The sequence below is a fragment of the Gracilimonas mengyeensis genome, assembly GCF_900182705.1.
GTDB lineage: Bacteria > Bacteroidota > Rhodothermia > Balneolales > Balneolaceae > Gracilimonas > Gracilimonas mengyeensis.
Window position 1 is genome coordinate 92,556 of sequence record NZ_FXTP01000014.1, and the last position, 16,520, is coordinate 109,075.

Sequence of the window (16,520 nt, forward strand, 5' to 3'; positions counted from 1 at the left end):
AGGTGCAACCTTGCCACACTTTAGCTTTTGAGATACAACCTCAAAAGATCTATAACGAGCCACCAAAACTATAGACATAAAAAACCCGGCGGGTTGGAGCCAGCCGGGTTTCTAAGTTCTGGTAATGCTTAAAGGGAATTAACCACAAATATCTGACTCAATCACTTCTTCGTAGGTAACGGTAGTACCGGTTACCACTACATCACGCTCGTAGGTTTCTCCGTCAAAAGTGATCCTGAAGGTGTATTCCGCTCCCTGTTCCACATCCTGTACGTCAAAGCTACCGCCGGAAAGGGCATTGTTTTCTTCGTCAAAGTCCCACTCGGTATTGTTGGCTACTCTCCATTCTGCGCCTTGCGGAGCATCTGTTTTGCGGTATAAGACAGATGCACCGGGCAGATCGGTTACTGAAACCGATTCATCTGGATTCTGGCATACCAAAGATGCTTCCATGGTAGCATCAATCAGGTTAGAGGGGGGAGCAGGCAGATCAACCGTATAGCTGCCACCTTGCGCACAGATATTTACGGTTTCCGTAAAAACAGCTCCAGAAGCGGTTTGTAGTTCAACCGTCAATTCAGTTGCAGGAACTATTTCAACTGAACCTGAACTAACCCCTTGAGGAATACGCAAGTCGGCTACAATACCAGTACCAAATACACGACCTGTAATTGCCCCGTTGTTTCCATTTCTATTGACAGTAATTAAAGGTGAACATGTATTAGTAGCAAAAGTCAATAGACTAGCAACAACTGTCACAAAGGGTACTTCAGAACTAGTATATACCACACCTAAATTTCCATTTCCCAGCTCTTCAACCGGGTAAGGAGCAGAAATTATACTTTCACCGTTGGCATTAAAACCAAAAACATAAACCTCCTCTCCTACCCGTAAAGAACTGGCAGCAGGAACTCTTACAGTGTACGAAACCGGACCATGGTTATCTACTTTACTTTTTGCCGTTAATTCAGCGGAAGAAGCAACGCGGCCGTTTGCATCAGTCACCCTTAGCTGGCTCGCACCGGCTACCACTATAGGGTTGCCTTCTTCATCCACAAGATCAACCGGTATAGCTTGCATGGCCGACACATCTGAGGGGCTATAATTTGTAACCCGGGTTCTAAGCTGGCCGGTGAGAGCATTACCATCGGCATCTACAAAACGCGTGCCGCTGGCTACTTCCACTGTCGTGCCTGACTCACCATCGCTGGAATTAGCATTTACTGTATAGCTGGCTTCCACCGTACCATCGTCGCTGGCACTTGCGTTGTTATTGGTGGATGCGTTCACGCCTGAGGGTCTGTCATTCTCTCGCATCATGCGAATGCGGAATTCATTGGCCCCTTCACTTTCTATGGCCACAGTTTTAGATGTAGTCACATAGCCATTGGCTTCGGCAATAAGTCTCACACGTACAGGGTTAGTCTCACTGGGCGTTACGGAATTATCGATACCGAAATTCAAAATTCCCCCGTCTACTTCATCTTCGTCTACCGGATCGCTGTACACATCAATTACATCGTCTCCGTTTTCTCCTTCAAACTGTACTTGTACGCTTCTGCTGATCAATTCACCCGTGCTTGCATCTTTAAGCAGAACGGTAGAAGTAGTATTAATTGGCTCCAACCCGATGACTACTTTAAAGTCGTCAACGGCATCATTCAGGGCTCCAAAGTCACAGCTTGTCACGCTGATCATCATCGCAAGAAGCCCGATTGCTAATACGCTTATTTTCTTAATCCTTTTCATAATATTCTTAGTTAGTTGTATTTAATTACTCTATAGATGACTCTTGATTTACTTATTGTATCCTAAATGAAACCCCGAGGTTAATGACCGGATAGAATTGAAAATCACTCAATCCGTTTTCAAAATCCTGGTCTTGGTTGGCTGTAGGGGCAATCATGCCCTCGCCTTCCATAGTTACATTAGGGGAGTTGGTATACATAGCACCAATTTCAAAGTTTACTTTTACACGGCTGCCTGGTGCAAGAGGATTACCCAACCCAATACCTGCATAAGGAACAATTTTGGAATCATAATCAACCGTACCGGTAAGTGATCCCAGTTTTTCTGGCTGAAAGGTTTTGTCGTCCAAAGTATAAGACTCATTCGGTACCGCTCCGCCATCTACAATGAAATCATGGTAGTATACTCCAGCTGATACTTTTAACCATCGTTTAGTTGGGAAGTAGTCGACCAATAGACCAATGGAAGTCATATCTCCCTGAACATCATAGGCGATACTTGGGTCATCATCAGCATACACTCCATCTTGCGAATAAGAAAAGAATGAGCCTGAGACTCTTGCGTTCAACTTCTCAGTAATTGACTTGGTGAATTCACCGCCAATACCAGTCGAACCCGCCTTTAACCCGATAGACATTTGGGCCTGAACGGCAGTAAATGTCATCAGAAAAATAAGCGTACTTATAGCTGTATATAGTTTGGTTTTACTTATCATAAATCCCCTATTATTAGAATTATTTTACATTATCGTGAGCTAAACCACGGCGCAATTTTACCGATATATCTGCAAAGATGCATTAAAAATTATTTACGTTCACAGCATATTCATATTTAATCATAGCCAAATTCTTATCGCATTTCAAAAACAGCGGTTAACGCGCAATTGAACTTGGTTATCGACATTTTCCAAAAAATATTAAAAATATCTCACTATCAGCTTCTCTTATACCCAATCAAGGAATCATGGTAACAACTTTTAAGATAAATGGGTATTTTTAGGCTTCGCTATTTTTTGATTAATAACTTTAAAACCCATACATGTCTGAACAGGAATTATCGCTCTCCGAGCAGGAAGAAATACGCCGCGAGAAACTTGAACAATTACAAGAACTTGGAGTAAATCCTTATCCCTACTCTTTTGAGGTCTCCAATACCTCTAAACAAATTTTGGCTGATGAGTCGCTAATCCGGGATGATGAAAATACGGACACAGAGACGGTTGCCGTAGCCGGCCGGGTGATGAACCGACGCATTATGGGCAAAGCTTCTTTCTTTAACCTGCAGGATGCTGAAGGCGAGATCCAGGTATATATCCGCAGAGATGACGTAGCCACTGAAGAGCTCGGCAACGATCTCTATAACAAAGTTTTTAAGAAGCTGGTCGACATTGGCGATATCGTGGGAATCAAAGGATTCGTTTTTAAAACCCGGACCGGTGAAACCACCATCCATGCCGAAGAGTTCTACCTGCTTTCCAAAACGATCCGGCCTATTCCCACTCCCAAGGAAGTGGAAAATGAAGATGGCGAAACGGTAGTACACGATGCTTTTACCGACAAAGAGCAGCGCTACCGCATGCGTTACGTGGATTTGATTGTAAACCCGGAAGTACGGGAAACTTTCAAACGACGCACCCAAATGGTTCAGGTGATGCGCAACGTGATGAACGAGCGCGGCTACCTGGAAGTGGAGACCCCAATCCTACAGCCTATTTATGGCGGCGCCGCGGCCAAACCGTTTGTAACCCACCACAATGCATTGGATATGGATTTATACCTGCGTATCGCGAACGAGCTTTATCTTAAGCGACTTATTGTGGGCGGCTATGATGGCGTGTATGAATTTTCCAAAGACTTCCGGAATGAAGGACTTTCCCGTTTCCACAATCCCGAGTTTACCCAGGTTGAGCTTTATGTGGCTTATAAAGATTATAACTGGATGATGGAATTCACCGAGAAGATGCTCGAGAAAATTGCCATCGAACTCCACGGTTCTACCAAAGTACAGGTTGGCGAGCACGAGATTGATTTCAAAGCCCCCTGGCCACGTGTTCCACTGTTTGAAGCTATTGAAAAAGAAACCGGCAAGGATCTGTACGGCAAAGACCTCGAAGAACTCCGTGCTATTGCTGACGAACTCCATGTTGAAACAGACGAATCGTTCGGCGCCGGTAAAATCATCGACGAGATTTTTGGTGAATTTGTGGAAGGCAAACTTATACAGCCTACCTTCATCACTGACTACCCGCTGGAAATGAGTCCATTAACCAAAAAACACCGCGATAAAGAGGGACTGGTTGAACGCTTTGAGGCCATTTGTAACGGCAAAGAAATTGCCAACGCCTACACCGAGCTTAATGATCCTATCGATCAGCGTGAGCGCCTGGAAGAACAGGCCCGCTTACGTGCCGGAGGCGATGATGAAGCCATGACTATAGACGAGGACTTCCTGCGTGCCCTGGAGTACGGTATGCCTCCAACAGCCGGGATCGGAATCGGTATTGATCGCCTGGCTATGATCATGACCAACTCCGATTCTATCCGTGACGTACTCTTCTTCCCGCAAATGAAACCTGAATAGTGGGAAATGGTTAATGGAAATTGGTTATTGGTATCCTATCCCATCAACCCAAAAATGAATCAACAGTGAATAGGTTTTACATCTCGATGTGGACCCAAATAACCATTAACCATTTCCAAATAACCAAATCATGAAGTTTGAATGGTACCTGGCGCTGCGTTACTTCAAAGGCTCTCGTAAAGGGTCGGGCTTTCTTTCGTTCATCAAGTATATGTCGATAGCCGGGGTGGCTATTGGTGCGGCCGGGCTGCTCATTGCATTGTCCGTAGTCCATGGATTTAAATCCACCATTAACGGCAAGATTATGGATTTTGCCCCGCATATCACCCTGGTTTCCTATGCGGGCTCTCCTATTCACCGCGCCGATACTTTGCTTACTGCCTTGGATCAATTCCCTGAAATTGAAACAAAACAAGCGATCATACAGGGACAGGTAATGGTTCAAACCCGGGATGCCGTAAATGGCACCGCTTTAAAAGGGGTAGATCTCGAAGAGCCAGAGTATGGCATCAGCGGCTACATTACAAAGGGTACTTATCAATTGGGAGCCGATTCCACTGGAATGCCCGGTATTGTGATGGGCGCCAAGCTGGCTGAAAGCTTACAAGCTGAGATTGGCTCGGTCATCACTTCGTATACCATTGAGGGAATTCCTTCGCTGATCAATTCACCGGAAATAAAACAGTTCAGGCTTAATGCCATCTACGAAACCGGCATAGAACGTTTTGATGACACTTTTGCGTTGGTAGCACGCGACCACGCCCGTCAGCTTTTTAGCTACCGGTCCAATCAGGCCGATGGAATCGAGATACGGGTTTCCAATCCCGAACAGATACCAGCAGTACGGCAAAAACTGGAGGAGGAAATCGGCTTTCCTTACTTCCCCGAAACCATCTACGGCGTATTTGCCAATATTTTTGCCTGGGTTGAACTGCAGGAGAATATGATTCCATTGGTGATCAGCGGCATGATTATTGTAGCAGCCTTCAATCTTATTGGCGCCATCCTGATGATGGTGTTAGAACGAACGCGGGATATTGGCATCCTGAAAACCATGGGGAGTAAATCAAAAACGATTCGTCGTGTGTTTATGTTGGAAGGCTTGTTTGTGGCCGGAGTAGGATTGTCTATCGGGATTGCTATATCCTTACTCTTCTATTTTCTCCAAACCAACTATCAGATCATCCCACTCTCACAGGAAAATTACTACATGAGCTATGCACCGGTAGAACCTCATGCCCTCGATTTTTTAATCGTGAGCCTGGTTACCTTCCTGTTGTGTGCTCTCGCTTCCTGGATTCCGGCAAGGGTTGCAGCCAATACTGATCCTGTGAAAGTGATTTCATTCGGAAGATAAGAAACTACAATTTCCCCTTTCTCAGAAGGGTCTATTCTAAATTGATTTATTGCTTGTTATAGGATAGATTCCCTTCATTATTAAAAATTCTTAATCATCGTCACCGGGGCTTAAAATAAGGGGCCCGATAGTTTTGCGAACTCCAAGCAATTTCAGCTGTAATATTTTCACTCCATAAAATACGAATGTAGATGAAGAACGATCGCTGGCAGGAAGTTTCTGATATTCTGGATACGCTTCTCACCTTACCCAAAGAAAAACAGCTCACCTATCTGGAGGATAATTTTGGGGGAGACCAGCAGCTGGTGCAGGAAGTAAAGGATATGCTTAAGGCAATATCTGAATCGGAAAAAGAGGCTTTTCTTACCGGCACCCACGCCCAAAAAAGAACCCTGCTTGCCCAGTTCTCTAAAAGCACCGACCATAAGCTTCCTCAAGAACAATTATTAGGAGAAAAAGTTGGCCCTTATCAAATTGAGAAACTGATTGCTGAAGGGGGCATGGGCAACGTGTACAAAGCAGAACGGGTTGATGGACAGTTCGAACAAACCGTTGCCGTGAAATTTATCAATCACCGCAATGTTAATGAGTCTATTATACAGCGGTTCAGGCAGGAACAGAAAATCCTTGCGAACCTAAACCATCCTAATATTGCCAGTATTTTGGATGGAGGAATTACGGAGAGCGGCTTTCCATACCTGATCATGGAATACATCAACGGGCGTCCCATTGACGAATATTGTAACCGCAATCAGCTGAATGTAAAACAACGCCTAAGATTGTTCCGAAAGGTGTTAAGGGTAATTGATTATGCACATTCAAAGCTGGTGGTTCATCGCGACCTTAAGCCCAACAATATTTTTGTGATGGCTGACGGAACCGTAAAGATATTGGATTTTGGGATTGCCAAACTGCTTGATGACGAATCCGCTGAAAACCCGCTCCTCACGCAAACCGGTCAGCGACTATGGACCCCACACTATGCGGCCCCGGAACAAGTGCTTGAACGTCCCTCACAGCTCCAAACCGACGTATATGCTGCGGGCATCTTGCTATACCGTTTGCTCACAGGCTGCACTCCTTACAATTTCGATCAAAAAAGCCTGCATGAGATTGAAGCGACCATTTTAAAAGAAACGGCGCCCCTTCCATCGCAGATCGTCTCTGCCAACAAGGAATTTTCTTACGTCAAAAACTTTGGACAGCCAAAGCAACAGATTGAAAGGACACTTAAGCATGAACTGGACGCCATAGCATGCAAAGCTATCCGAAAGGAACCGGATGACCGATACTCTTCCATTTCTTCTTTTCTTGATGATTTGGAACGGTATCAAAAAAAATTATCGGTTAGTGCCGTACGAGACGGTATCATCTACCGCACCCGTAAGTTTATGCTACGAAACCGGAAACCCCTCAGCTATGCTGCTGCTGTACTGCTAATTATTGGCAGCATGGTAGCCTATTATACTGTACAGCTGAACCAACAGCGCAGAGCTGCCGAGGCTGAAGCTGAAAAGGCCACGCAGATTTCCGGCTATCTCTCCAACTTATTTGCCCAAAATTATCCCGAAAACGCCAAAGGCGAAGATATCTCTGCCAGTCAGCTTTTGGATCAAGGCATCAAACAGCTTAACTCATTAGATGGACAACCTGAAGTACAGGCGGCCATGCTAAACCTTTTTGCTCATATCCATCAGAACATTGAGGAGCTGGATACGGCCGACAGCCTGGCTCAAAAAGCCATTCAGGTGGCCCAAAGCCAGAACGAAGAAAATAGTTCTCAGCTGGCCTCGTCTTTTCATACTCTGGCCCTGGTCGAGCGTGGACGGGGTAATTATGATAAATCCATAGAGTATTTTAACCGGTCGCTGGAGCTTGAAGGCCCCACCAATACCCCAGCCGACTCCAACTACGCGGCTCGGCTTAGTGCCCTCGCTTATGTGTTACGGCTTGACAATAACCTGGATGAAGCGGCTCAAAAAAATAAAGAAGCCATTACTATACAAAAGCGCCTATACGGTGAAACGAATATCGAACTGGCGGAGAGTCTTTACATCCAGGCATCCATCTTGAGGGTTTTGGGAAGATTTGAAGAGGCATTAAAGTACCAGCTCGATTCTTACAATATGGTAAAAGAGCTGGTCGAGCCCCCGCATCCGGGATTATCAGCCAACCTCTCCAATCTTGCTTTATTGATGGAGCGCACTGGAGATTATGCAGCAGCAGAAAAGTACAGCCGTCAATCGCTGGAGATGAATATTCAGTTGTATGGAGAAAACCATTCTGAGGTGGCCAGCTCATTAAGAAATATTGCCTCCAGCCTGAATTTGCAGAACAAGCATGCCGAAGCCCTGCCTTATTTGGAACGTGCTTTGGATGTAGTTAAAAAGGCTTTCCCTTCCACACACTTGCATTGGGCCTATACCTATAACGACTTGGGTAATACTTATATCAACCTTGAGCAACTTGAAAAGGCTGAGCCTTTGCTGTTAAAATCTTTGGAAATAAAACGTACTTCTTTAGGTGAGAAGCATCTTTCAGTAACGGCTACTCTTAATAATCTTGCGGAGCTAAAGAAAAGGAAGGGAGAAATGGATGAGGCCCGTGATTATTTACAACAATCTTTGGAAGTACGAACAGAGATTTTAGGGGAAGGTCACGAAGAAACCAAAGAAGTAGTTCAATTGATCAGTAAACTTGGCGACTAAACCACCCTGCACTGAAAGTACAGAGGTTTGGTTTAGGACTTAAAGTCCCTGTATCCTATCCACACGGTCATCCAGAGGGTACCCCCGATGGACCTTGCATTTTGCGGGGCTTATTCAACTAATTTCCTGAACTTTATTTCCAGTGGCCCAAGCGCTGTTGCAACTGGTTGGTTGGCAATCATTTCTTGGCTAAGATTCCTCAGCAGTAGCTTCAGAATGACATCATAATTTTAGTAATAGATTTCTCCGGAATATTAAAGTGCAGGGTTTTAACCCCTCCGCAGGGACCAATAAAAAAAGCCGGACCCGAAAAGCCCGGCTTAGTCTTAGGTACTGTAAACAGTACTTCTTCTAACATTCAACATCCTGGAAATCAGCATCCCAGCAAAGGCGCTGTTCAGCCCCCACCTGGTAATATCCTCCGGCTCCTTCTTCCCAAAAAACCAGAATATCATCTCCCGATGAATCAGTCATTGAAATAGTGAACTCACTTCCATTCTGGCTGTAGTTGTAGGTGGAAGAAACCGTCCCTTCCGCATAAATTTCAGACACGATAGTCACTGCAGATTCGTCCTCTTTTGTCCAGTTTGTGGTCAGAATGGGTGTTTCCTGGCTGGTATCTTCATTTAACTCATTAAAGGTCCACTGGCCCGAATCTCCTTCTTTGGATACCGCGCCTTCAATCATTGTATAATCTTCTACAACGTTTCCTTGTCCGTCATCAAACGACCAGTCCATTGTCCATAAAATCTCTGAAGAGGTTTCTTCGGCAGTAAGTTTAATAGATATGGACTGTCCCTGTGCAGAATAGTTGTAATCCCAAACCCATGCCCCATCTTCGTATTCCGCTTCAGATTCATTAGTGGCTGAAAAGTATCCGGAGTACATGTTGCCCAGCATGGTAATCGTACTCATGCTAAGCGCATAATATTTTGCTTCGTTGAAATTCTCGACCGTTACTTTAGCCGCTTTCTGGGGATTATTATCCTCGAAATAAGCGATATCCGGTTCTATAGATGTAAAGGAAGGAAACTCCGGTGGTTCCCCATCGGGACCTGAAGACGAGGGATCGTCTCCACAGGATACCGATACCAGTGAAAATGTGAGCAAAAGAATGAATAGTTTGGCAGATAAATGCAATCTCATAGTTTTATCAATTAGTATTAAGTGTTAATTCAATGGTTCACTTAATACATGCGAGAAAAAACTATGAGAAGGGTCAAAAACTTTAGAAAGTCTCTTTCTTGTCTTTCAATGCTTTGTAGAGTAACTCGCGGGCTCTAAAGATGTGTGCTTTTACCGTACCCAGGGGTAAGTCCAGTATGTCAGCTATTTCCTGGTAGGTCTTTTCTTCCATATGCCGCATTTCGATAACGGCCTTATACTTCTCCGGCAGGTTTTGAATGGCATCCTGCACAATCTGCTTCCGCTGCTTCTTCATCACCGGCTCATCGGTAGAATAGGTTTCATCCGGAAGCTGAATTTCCATTTCCCCGTCTTTGGTTTTGTAAGGATCGTTAATGGAAAGTGTCTTCAGCTTCTTCTTGCGCAGATAGTCAATGGTATGATTGGTGGCAATACGGTACAGCCAGGTAGAGAAAGCATACTCATTGCTATAAGTAGAAAGGTTGTGAAAGGCCTTCATGAATACTTCCTGTACCAAGTCTTCCACCAGCTCCACTTCCTTAATCATTTTACGAATGTGGAAGTACAGCGGCTTCTGGTATTTATCTACCAGTTTTTTGTAGGAAGCTTCATTGCCCGATAATGCTTCAGCAACAAATTTGTCGTCTTCCAAACTACTGGCTGACGCATTAGGGCGTGGCGACTGATTTTGATTTTCGGTCTTGTTGTCTGACATATGCTTTTTTGTTCGGCCCCTAAAATACAAAGCCTTTGGCAAATGAAAACAGCTTTTTTGAGCCTTTTTGAATTTCCTTTACGCATGTAATACTGAAACCTGTTTTCAACACTAATACTAACCAATTTTATCAATCATCATGAAAAAATTAACCGCTTCAATTTTTATCCTCTTATTCACCGCACTTTCATTTCAAAGTGCAAAAGCCCAGTTTGTAAAAGCTGGCGCCGGACTTATGTACGGAACCGAAATTGAGCAACCGGGCATCCGGGTAGATGGCGTATATCAAATCAATGAAGAATTCAGGGCTGTTGCCGACCTCGGCTTTTTCTTTCCCAATGAAAATGAATTTGGCAACGGCAACTCCACTACGGTTACCTGGTGGGAATTAAACATCAATGGAAACTACATTTTCTACACCAATGAAGAAAACAACCTCATGGCTTACGGTATTGGAGGCCTGAATTATCTAAATGTGAACGTTGAGAGCGATGGTCAGTTTGCCAGCAGTTACTCCGATTCTGAAATTGGGCTAAATGTTGGAGTGGGTGCCGAGTATCCGCTTGACTTCGCTGATCTCTTTGGTGAGCTAAAGTATGTGTTAGGAGATGCCGATCAACTCAATATCGGAGCCGGTCTGCGTTTCAATTTCTAAATGAAACCCAAGACCGTAAGTAGTAGCTTATCCCTCATTGCGTATGCAGTGAGGGTTTTTTATGATTTTCATTCTTGTTCGCCGATCGCTAATCGGTCCATTGATCTATCGTAAATCTTTGGGTAACATCTTTCGGTTTTGCCCGGGTAAGGTGTAAAAATGAAATAGAATCAAACCGAAGTCCTGCATGAGAAGATTAGCGAATGATCGATGGACCGAACAGCGACTTGCGAAGTTTATATCCTTTTAGTGCTTTTGTGTTTTCGTGGCAAGACCATCTGCGGAAATCAGCGACCTACTCTGCGAAATCCGCAATTAAAATGGCACCGTGGTCTCACGCAGAGTCACGCAGATGAAAACGAAAATATCGCCGACTAAATAAGCAATTAAATGCTTTTTGATCTCCTTTACTTCGCCGGTCTCAACTCGCTGATCGATCTATCGCAAATCTGTTTGCAGTAGCTTTCGGGGCTGAAGGGCAAACCGTAGAACAGAAATAGCATAAAACCGAACGCTCCTTCAGGCAGATTGGCGATTACTCGATAGATCGACTTGCGACTTGCGAAGTTCTTATCATTTACATGGCTATTCACTCTTCAATAATGCACCATGACGAATACCGCCGGTAGAAACTTTGATGTGCTGCAACTTAAAATGCTGCATAAAACCTTCCAAGATGAGCATACCGGCTAAAAATATATCAGCACGCTTTTCCAGCATCCGGGGATTTAATGGAATCAGTTCTTCGTACGGCTCCTCTTTGAACCACTCAATAACCTGCTGTACTTTTTCCAGAGACAATGCAAAACCATTGAGTTTTTCGGGCTGATACTCGGTTATGCCCTGCGCCAAGGCAGCCAATGTGGTTAAAGTACCCGCTACGCCAACGGCCTGAATAGTCTCAGCCGCTTCAAACGGGCGACTCCCAAAAAGCCGGGCTATTTCTGCCTGGCAGTCAATGATTTGCGCTTCGGTGGGCGGATTGTCCTTCAAAAAACGCTCCGTATATCGCACTGATCCCATATCAAAAGAATGCGCGTCTTTAATATCTCCCTCAAACAACTGGGCTATCTCCGTACTTCCTCCCCCGATATCCAATATCAAAGTCTCCGTCTCAGAGGTAATTTCTAACATCGAAAGGGCGCCAGCAGCGGTCCACTCAGCTTCTTCCCTCCCACTCAGCAGACGTATGTCAAAACCGGTCTGTTTCTTCACCTCTGCCATAAACTCCTCACGATTGGCCGCATCCCGAACTGCACTGGTAGCTGTCACCGTAACCTTTTCTACGGTTGGGTAGTCTGCAGCTAAACGGGCTTTATACTCAAGCAAGGCTTCAATCACTCTTTGTGTGGCTTCCGGGTTGATGTTTTTGTCGGCATCTACGCCTTTGCCCAACCGGGGCACACGTTGCTCTTCATGCACGGGATTCAGCTGGACGTCTTCCAGCTTTCCTACCAGCAAAAGCACGGTGTTAGTTCCAATGTCTATGGCCGCATTCAGGCTTCCAGCAGTATCGCGATCCACTCTTCTAACTGTTTTGTTTTAAGGTGATTTAATTTCTCAAGCGCCGGCTGCTTCAGCATGGTCTGTTCATCATCTTCCAGCAACCCGGAAAGCAGAATTCGTCCGTTTTCTTTCAGCCGGGGCACCAACATAGGCAACAAATCAATCAGCGCATTCCGGTTGATGTTGGCAAGAATCACGTCGTATTTCTTTCCCTCGGGAATCACTTCGGTAGAACCCAATTTTACTTCCAGGTTCTCTACCTCGTTGAGTAAAATATTTTCTTTGGCATTGGTCTCACTCCACTCGTCTACATCAAAACCAAAAGCGGAAGTTGCTCCCAGCTTAAGGGCTGCAATAGCAAGAATTCCGGTACCCGTTCCGGCATCCAGAATTTCATCGCCCTCATCCACAATATCAGGCAGCCATTCCAGAATTAATCGGGTGGTGGCATGATAGCCGGTACCAAAGGCCATCTTCGGATCGATCATCAGCTCAATCTTATCGCCAATGTCATCCGGACTTTGCGACCAGGTGGGGTGCACATAAAACTTACCGATGGTCTGGGGCTTGATGGTGCGCTCCCAGGCCTCGTTCCAGTTTTGATCCGGAATCACACGTTCATTTAAAATAGCGGACTCCCCTCCCAAGGCCATTAGCTTCTTCTCAATTTCCTCTCTCTTGGAATCATCAAAACGGCTGGTGGGTATGCTGGCTACCAGTTCATTATCCAATTGCTCAAAGCCTTCAAAATCTAAATCAAACAACTCAGCTATCAGCAATTCCTGAAAATCATCCTGTACCGAAATGCGCAGTTCTATGTATTCCATGTGCTTTTATAAGCGATTGTAAATTAATTCAGCCATCACATCTCCCACCGCTTGCAAGGTTTCTTTGCTGATGATGGTCATGTCGTCATTATGAGTATGCCAGTAGGGAGCAAACTGTGCCTGCCCCTGTGGCCCGCGTTGGTGGTTGATAATATTAATAATGGGAATTCCGGCTTGTTCATTCACAATTACGTGGTCATCGGAAACTGCGGCACCCTGCTCGTTCAGGAAGAGATCATCATAGCCTTCTTCACGGGCTATATTCCATACTTCTTCAACCAGATTTGGGGCATATCTAAGTGAAAATAATTCTTTGGGAAATTGAGCATTTTCTGCCCCCACCATATCCAGCAAAATCCCAAAACGGGGACTATATCCCGGAACGGGAGGATTATTCGCCCAATACCGCGAACCTAAAAAATACTTGTTCAAACTCCCTGATTTCCCGTAGTCCTCCCCGTCAAACAATACAATATCCACACCAAGGGGCGGCGGATTTTCCTCAAACATACGCGCTAATTCAAGTAACACGGCTACCCCGCTTCCGCCATCATCTGCACCAACAATGCCTTCGTCGGTTCGGGTTGAATCCATATCAGCCCTTGGCCGGCTGTCCCAATGCGCCGACAACATAATTCGGTCGGGCGAAGTAGTGTTAAAAGCGGCAATCACATTCCCAAGCTCCAGCTGTTCGTCGTATCCTTCAGCCGCAAATTTTTGGGTAAATACCGCATTACTTCCGGCATATCCTTCCAACTTTTCTTCAAACCAATTCATGGCTTGTTGATGGGCCTCTGAGTTGGGTACGCGCGGACCAAAATCCACCTGTTTTTGGACAAAGCTATAAGCCGAATCTCCGGAAAACTCTGGTACGTTTCGCCCCTTTTCAGAAAACTTCAGTCCCGCACCTTCATCCGAAGAACAGCCCCATACAAAAAAGAAAAGTAAAAACGGGATGTAAAGCTTATTCATTTTCATCTCGATGCACCATAGTAGCTGATGATTGGGCAACCGGGTAGATCACCGTGTCCATAATATTGACATGCGGCGGACGGTTCGCTACAAACAGAATAATTTCTGCGATATCCTGGGCTGTAAGCGGATCAATGCCTTCGTAAACGGCATCGGCTTTTTGCTTGTCGCCGTCAAAACGTACTTCGCTAAATTCCGTTTCTACGAGGCCCGGCGAAACCATGCTAACGCGTACGTTGGTGCCGTGTAAATCTTTCTTGGTAGCTTCGGTGATGGCCTTCACCGCGTGCTTGGTTCCGCAATATACTACCCCACCGGAATAGGCTTCATGTCCGGCCGTGGAGCCCACATTAATGATATGACCGGCTCCGCGCTCTTTCATTTGGGGTGATAACAATCGGGTCATATACAACAGACCCTTCACGTTGGTATCAATCATGGTCTCCCAATCCTCGAAATCAGCCTGATCAACGGGATCGGTCCCTTTGGCCAGTCCGGCATTATTTAGGAGGATATCAACCGGAACCGAAATACCCTCTACAAAACTCTCGCAAGCTTTGCGATTTCGAATATCAAAAGCAGCTGTTTGTACAGAAATATCAAACCGACTTTCAAAATCTAGCTTTATTTCCTTCAATCGCTCTTCTCTTCGACCGGTTAGAATCAGGTTTACCCCTTGCTCAGCAAATAGTTCAGCTGATCTTAGCCCAATACCCGATGTGGCTCCTGTTACAACGGCCGTTTTACCTTTCAGGCGGTTCATGGCTTAAGCGTTAAGCATTTCAACCAAACGTCCGGCATTCAACACTTTGCTTTCCTGGAAACTATCCCCCATAAACTGGATGCCATAAGGCAGGCCGTTGCTATGAGTTCCGGCCGGCACGCTGATGCCGCAAATACCCGCAAGGTTGGCCGTAATCGTGTACACATCATTGAGGTACATCTGCACGGGATCGTTCAAGGTTGAGCCCAAATCAAAAGCCGTGGTTGGAGCCGTCGGACTCACAATCACATCTACTTTCTTGAAAGCCTCTTTGTAATCATTTTGAATGAGGCGGCGTACTTTCTGTGCTTTGCCATAATAAGCATCGTAATAACCGGCACTCAGCACGTACGTCCCAAGCATGATGCGTCGCTTAACCTCGGTACCAAATCCTTCAGTACGGGATTTTTTATAGAGACGGATCAGGGCTGAATCCATTTTAGCCAACTCTTCCTGTAATTCAATTTTCTTCTCGCCTTCAGCCAGATCGAATTGCTCTTTAAGGGCAATCTCTTCTTTCTTGAGTTCATCCAGCATTTCTTCTTTATCGGCGCGGTGCCCATAGCGGATACCATCGTACCGCGCCAGGTTACTGGAAGCTTCTGCCGTTGCAAGAATATAATAGGTCGCAATGCCAAACTTGGTATGTGGCAGGTGGATGGGAACCAATTCTGCCCCATCAGCTTCGAGCTTATCCAGGATGCTTTCAATCCCTTCTTTAATTTCTTCATCCAGGCCTTCCGCAAAAAATTCTTCCGGAACCCCGATTTTAATATTCTTATCAGGATTTTGAACCGCAGCTACATAATCATCTTTCTCTATGTGAGAAGAAGTATTGTCCTTTTCATCAAAGCCGGCAATCACGTCGAGTACACGGGCTGTGTCTTCCACGGAATGCGCCAGCGGACCAATACAATCAAAAGAGGATGCGTAGGCTACCAGTCCCCATCGGGAAACGCGTCCATAAGTTGGCTTCAATCCAACCACCCCGCAATAAGAAGCAGGCTGGCGAATAGAACCGCCGGTATCGGAACCAAGCGTGGCCTGGGCCATGTTGGCAGCAACAGCGGCTGCACTTCCTCCGGATGAGCCTCCGGGCACTTTAGATGTATCGCGCGGGTTTTTCACGGCGCCAAAACTGCTGTATTCCGTGGTGGATCCCATGGCAAATTCATCCATGTTCAGCCGCCCTATAAAGATGGCATCTTCGGCACGCAAACGCTCAATTACCGTGGCGTCATACACACTTTCAAAATTTTCCAGGATCTTTGACGCACAAGTGAGCTTCTTTCCGCGCTCAGAAATTACATCTTTGATACCCATAACTACCCCGGCAAGCTTTCCGGCCGTACCATCTTCCATCTTTTTTTGGATGGTTTTAGCCTGCTCTAAGGCTTCATCAAAATGAGTAGCTGTGTATGCATTAATTTCAGAATCTTGAGCTTCAATTTGCTCAATATATTGCTGAACAATTTCGGTGAGCGTAGTTTCTTTGTTTAAGACTTTGTCGCGAGTCTCTGCTATGGTCATGAAGTTAACTAT

At 45.5% G+C, this 16,520-nt stretch carries 13 protein-coding genes; 4 read left to right on the top strand and 9 right to left on the bottom strand.

The window, feature by feature from the left end:
- Window positions 1–138: 138 nt before the first annotated feature.
- Complete coding sequence (locus tag FN815_RS15245; protein ID WP_142455515.1) at window positions 139–1,749, bottom strand: hypothetical protein; 1,611 nt, start codon at window positions 1,747–1,749, stop codon at window positions 139–141.
- Window positions 1,750–1,801: 52 nt separating this feature from the next.
- Window positions 1,802–2,464: a hypothetical protein gene (locus FN815_RS15250; RefSeq protein WP_142455516.1), complete on the bottom strand. Its 663-nt coding sequence runs from the start codon at window positions 2,462–2,464 to the stop codon at window positions 1,802–1,804.
- 323 nt (window positions 2,465–2,787) lie between these two features.
- On the opposite strand from FN815_RS15250, the gene lysS reads away from it, so the two are divergent.
- The 3 genes from lysS to FN815_RS15265 all read left to right on the top strand — a co-directional run bounded on the left by lysS (window position 2,788) and on the right by FN815_RS15265 (window position 8,394).
- Entirely contained in the window at window positions 2,788–4,329 is a 1,542-nt protein-coding gene (gene lysS, locus FN815_RS15255; protein WP_142455517.1) for a lysine--tRNA ligase, read from the top strand.
- 130 nt (window positions 4,330–4,459) lie between these two features.
- A complete protein-coding gene (locus tag FN815_RS15260) occupies window positions 4,460–5,686 on the top strand; it encodes an ABC transporter permease (RefSeq protein WP_142455518.1) in 1,227 nt (408 codons plus the stop codon).
- A 191-nt stretch (window positions 5,687–5,877) separates the two neighbouring features.
- Window positions 5,878–8,394, top strand: a complete 2,517-nt coding sequence (locus FN815_RS15265) for a serine/threonine-protein kinase (protein ID WP_142455519.1) — start codon at window positions 5,878–5,880, stop codon at window positions 8,392–8,394.
- Between the two features lie 351 nt (window positions 8,395–8,745).
- Here FN815_RS15265 and FN815_RS15270 read toward each other — a convergent pair whose 3' ends face one another.
- Window positions 8,746–9,540: a hypothetical protein gene (locus FN815_RS15270; RefSeq protein WP_142455520.1), complete on the bottom strand. Its 795-nt coding sequence runs from the start codon at window positions 9,538–9,540 to the stop codon at window positions 8,746–8,748.
- An 82-nt stretch (window positions 9,541–9,622) separates the two neighbouring features.
- Window positions 9,623–10,255 (bottom strand): RNA polymerase sigma factor, encoded by a 633-nt coding sequence (locus FN815_RS15275; RefSeq protein WP_142455521.1) that lies wholly within the window; start codon window positions 10,253–10,255, stop codon window positions 9,623–9,625.
- A 139-nt stretch (window positions 10,256–10,394) separates the two neighbouring features.
- Between FN815_RS15275 and FN815_RS15280 the strand changes: the two genes are divergently transcribed.
- Window positions 10,395–10,910: an outer membrane protein gene (locus tag FN815_RS15280; protein WP_142455522.1), complete on the top strand. Its 516-nt coding sequence runs from the start codon at window positions 10,395–10,397 to the stop codon at window positions 10,908–10,910.
- A 585-nt stretch (window positions 10,911–11,495) separates the two neighbouring features.
- Here the strand turns inward: FN815_RS15280 and FN815_RS15285 are convergent.
- From FN815_RS15285 to FN815_RS15305, 5 genes are read right to left on the bottom strand one after another with little or no spacing between them, the layout of a single operon-like run.
- Window positions 11,496–12,434 carry a Ppx/GppA phosphatase family protein gene (locus FN815_RS15285; RefSeq protein WP_246075319.1) on the bottom strand — a complete coding sequence of 313 codons (939 nt, stop codon included), beginning with the start codon at window positions 12,432–12,434 and terminating at the stop codon, window positions 11,496–11,498.
- The gene (gene prmA / locus FN815_RS15290; protein WP_142455523.1) at window positions 12,407–13,243 is read right to left on the bottom strand and encodes a 50S ribosomal protein L11 methyltransferase; all 837 of its coding nucleotides are present in this window, start codon (window positions 13,241–13,243) and stop codon (window positions 12,407–12,409) included. Before prmA ends, FN815_RS15285 begins: the two co-directional genes overlap by 28 nt.
- 6 nt (window positions 13,244–13,249) lie before the next feature.
- Window positions 13,250–14,215 (bottom strand): M28 family peptidase, encoded by a 966-nt coding sequence (locus tag FN815_RS15295; RefSeq protein ID WP_142455524.1) that lies wholly within the window; start codon window positions 14,213–14,215, stop codon window positions 13,250–13,252.
- Window positions 14,208–14,978 carry an SDR family oxidoreductase gene (locus tag FN815_RS15300; RefSeq protein WP_142455525.1) on the bottom strand — a complete coding sequence of 257 codons (771 nt, stop codon included), beginning with the start codon at window positions 14,976–14,978 and terminating at the stop codon, window positions 14,208–14,210. The genes FN815_RS15295 and FN815_RS15300 overlap by 8 nt, the downstream gene beginning before the upstream one ends.
- Before the next feature lie 3 nt (window positions 14,979–14,981).
- The gene (locus FN815_RS15305; protein WP_142455526.1) at window positions 14,982–16,508 is read right to left on the bottom strand and encodes an amidase family protein; all 1,527 of its coding nucleotides are present in this window, start codon (window positions 16,506–16,508) and stop codon (window positions 14,982–14,984) included.
- Window positions 16,509–16,520: the final 12 nt, after the last annotated feature.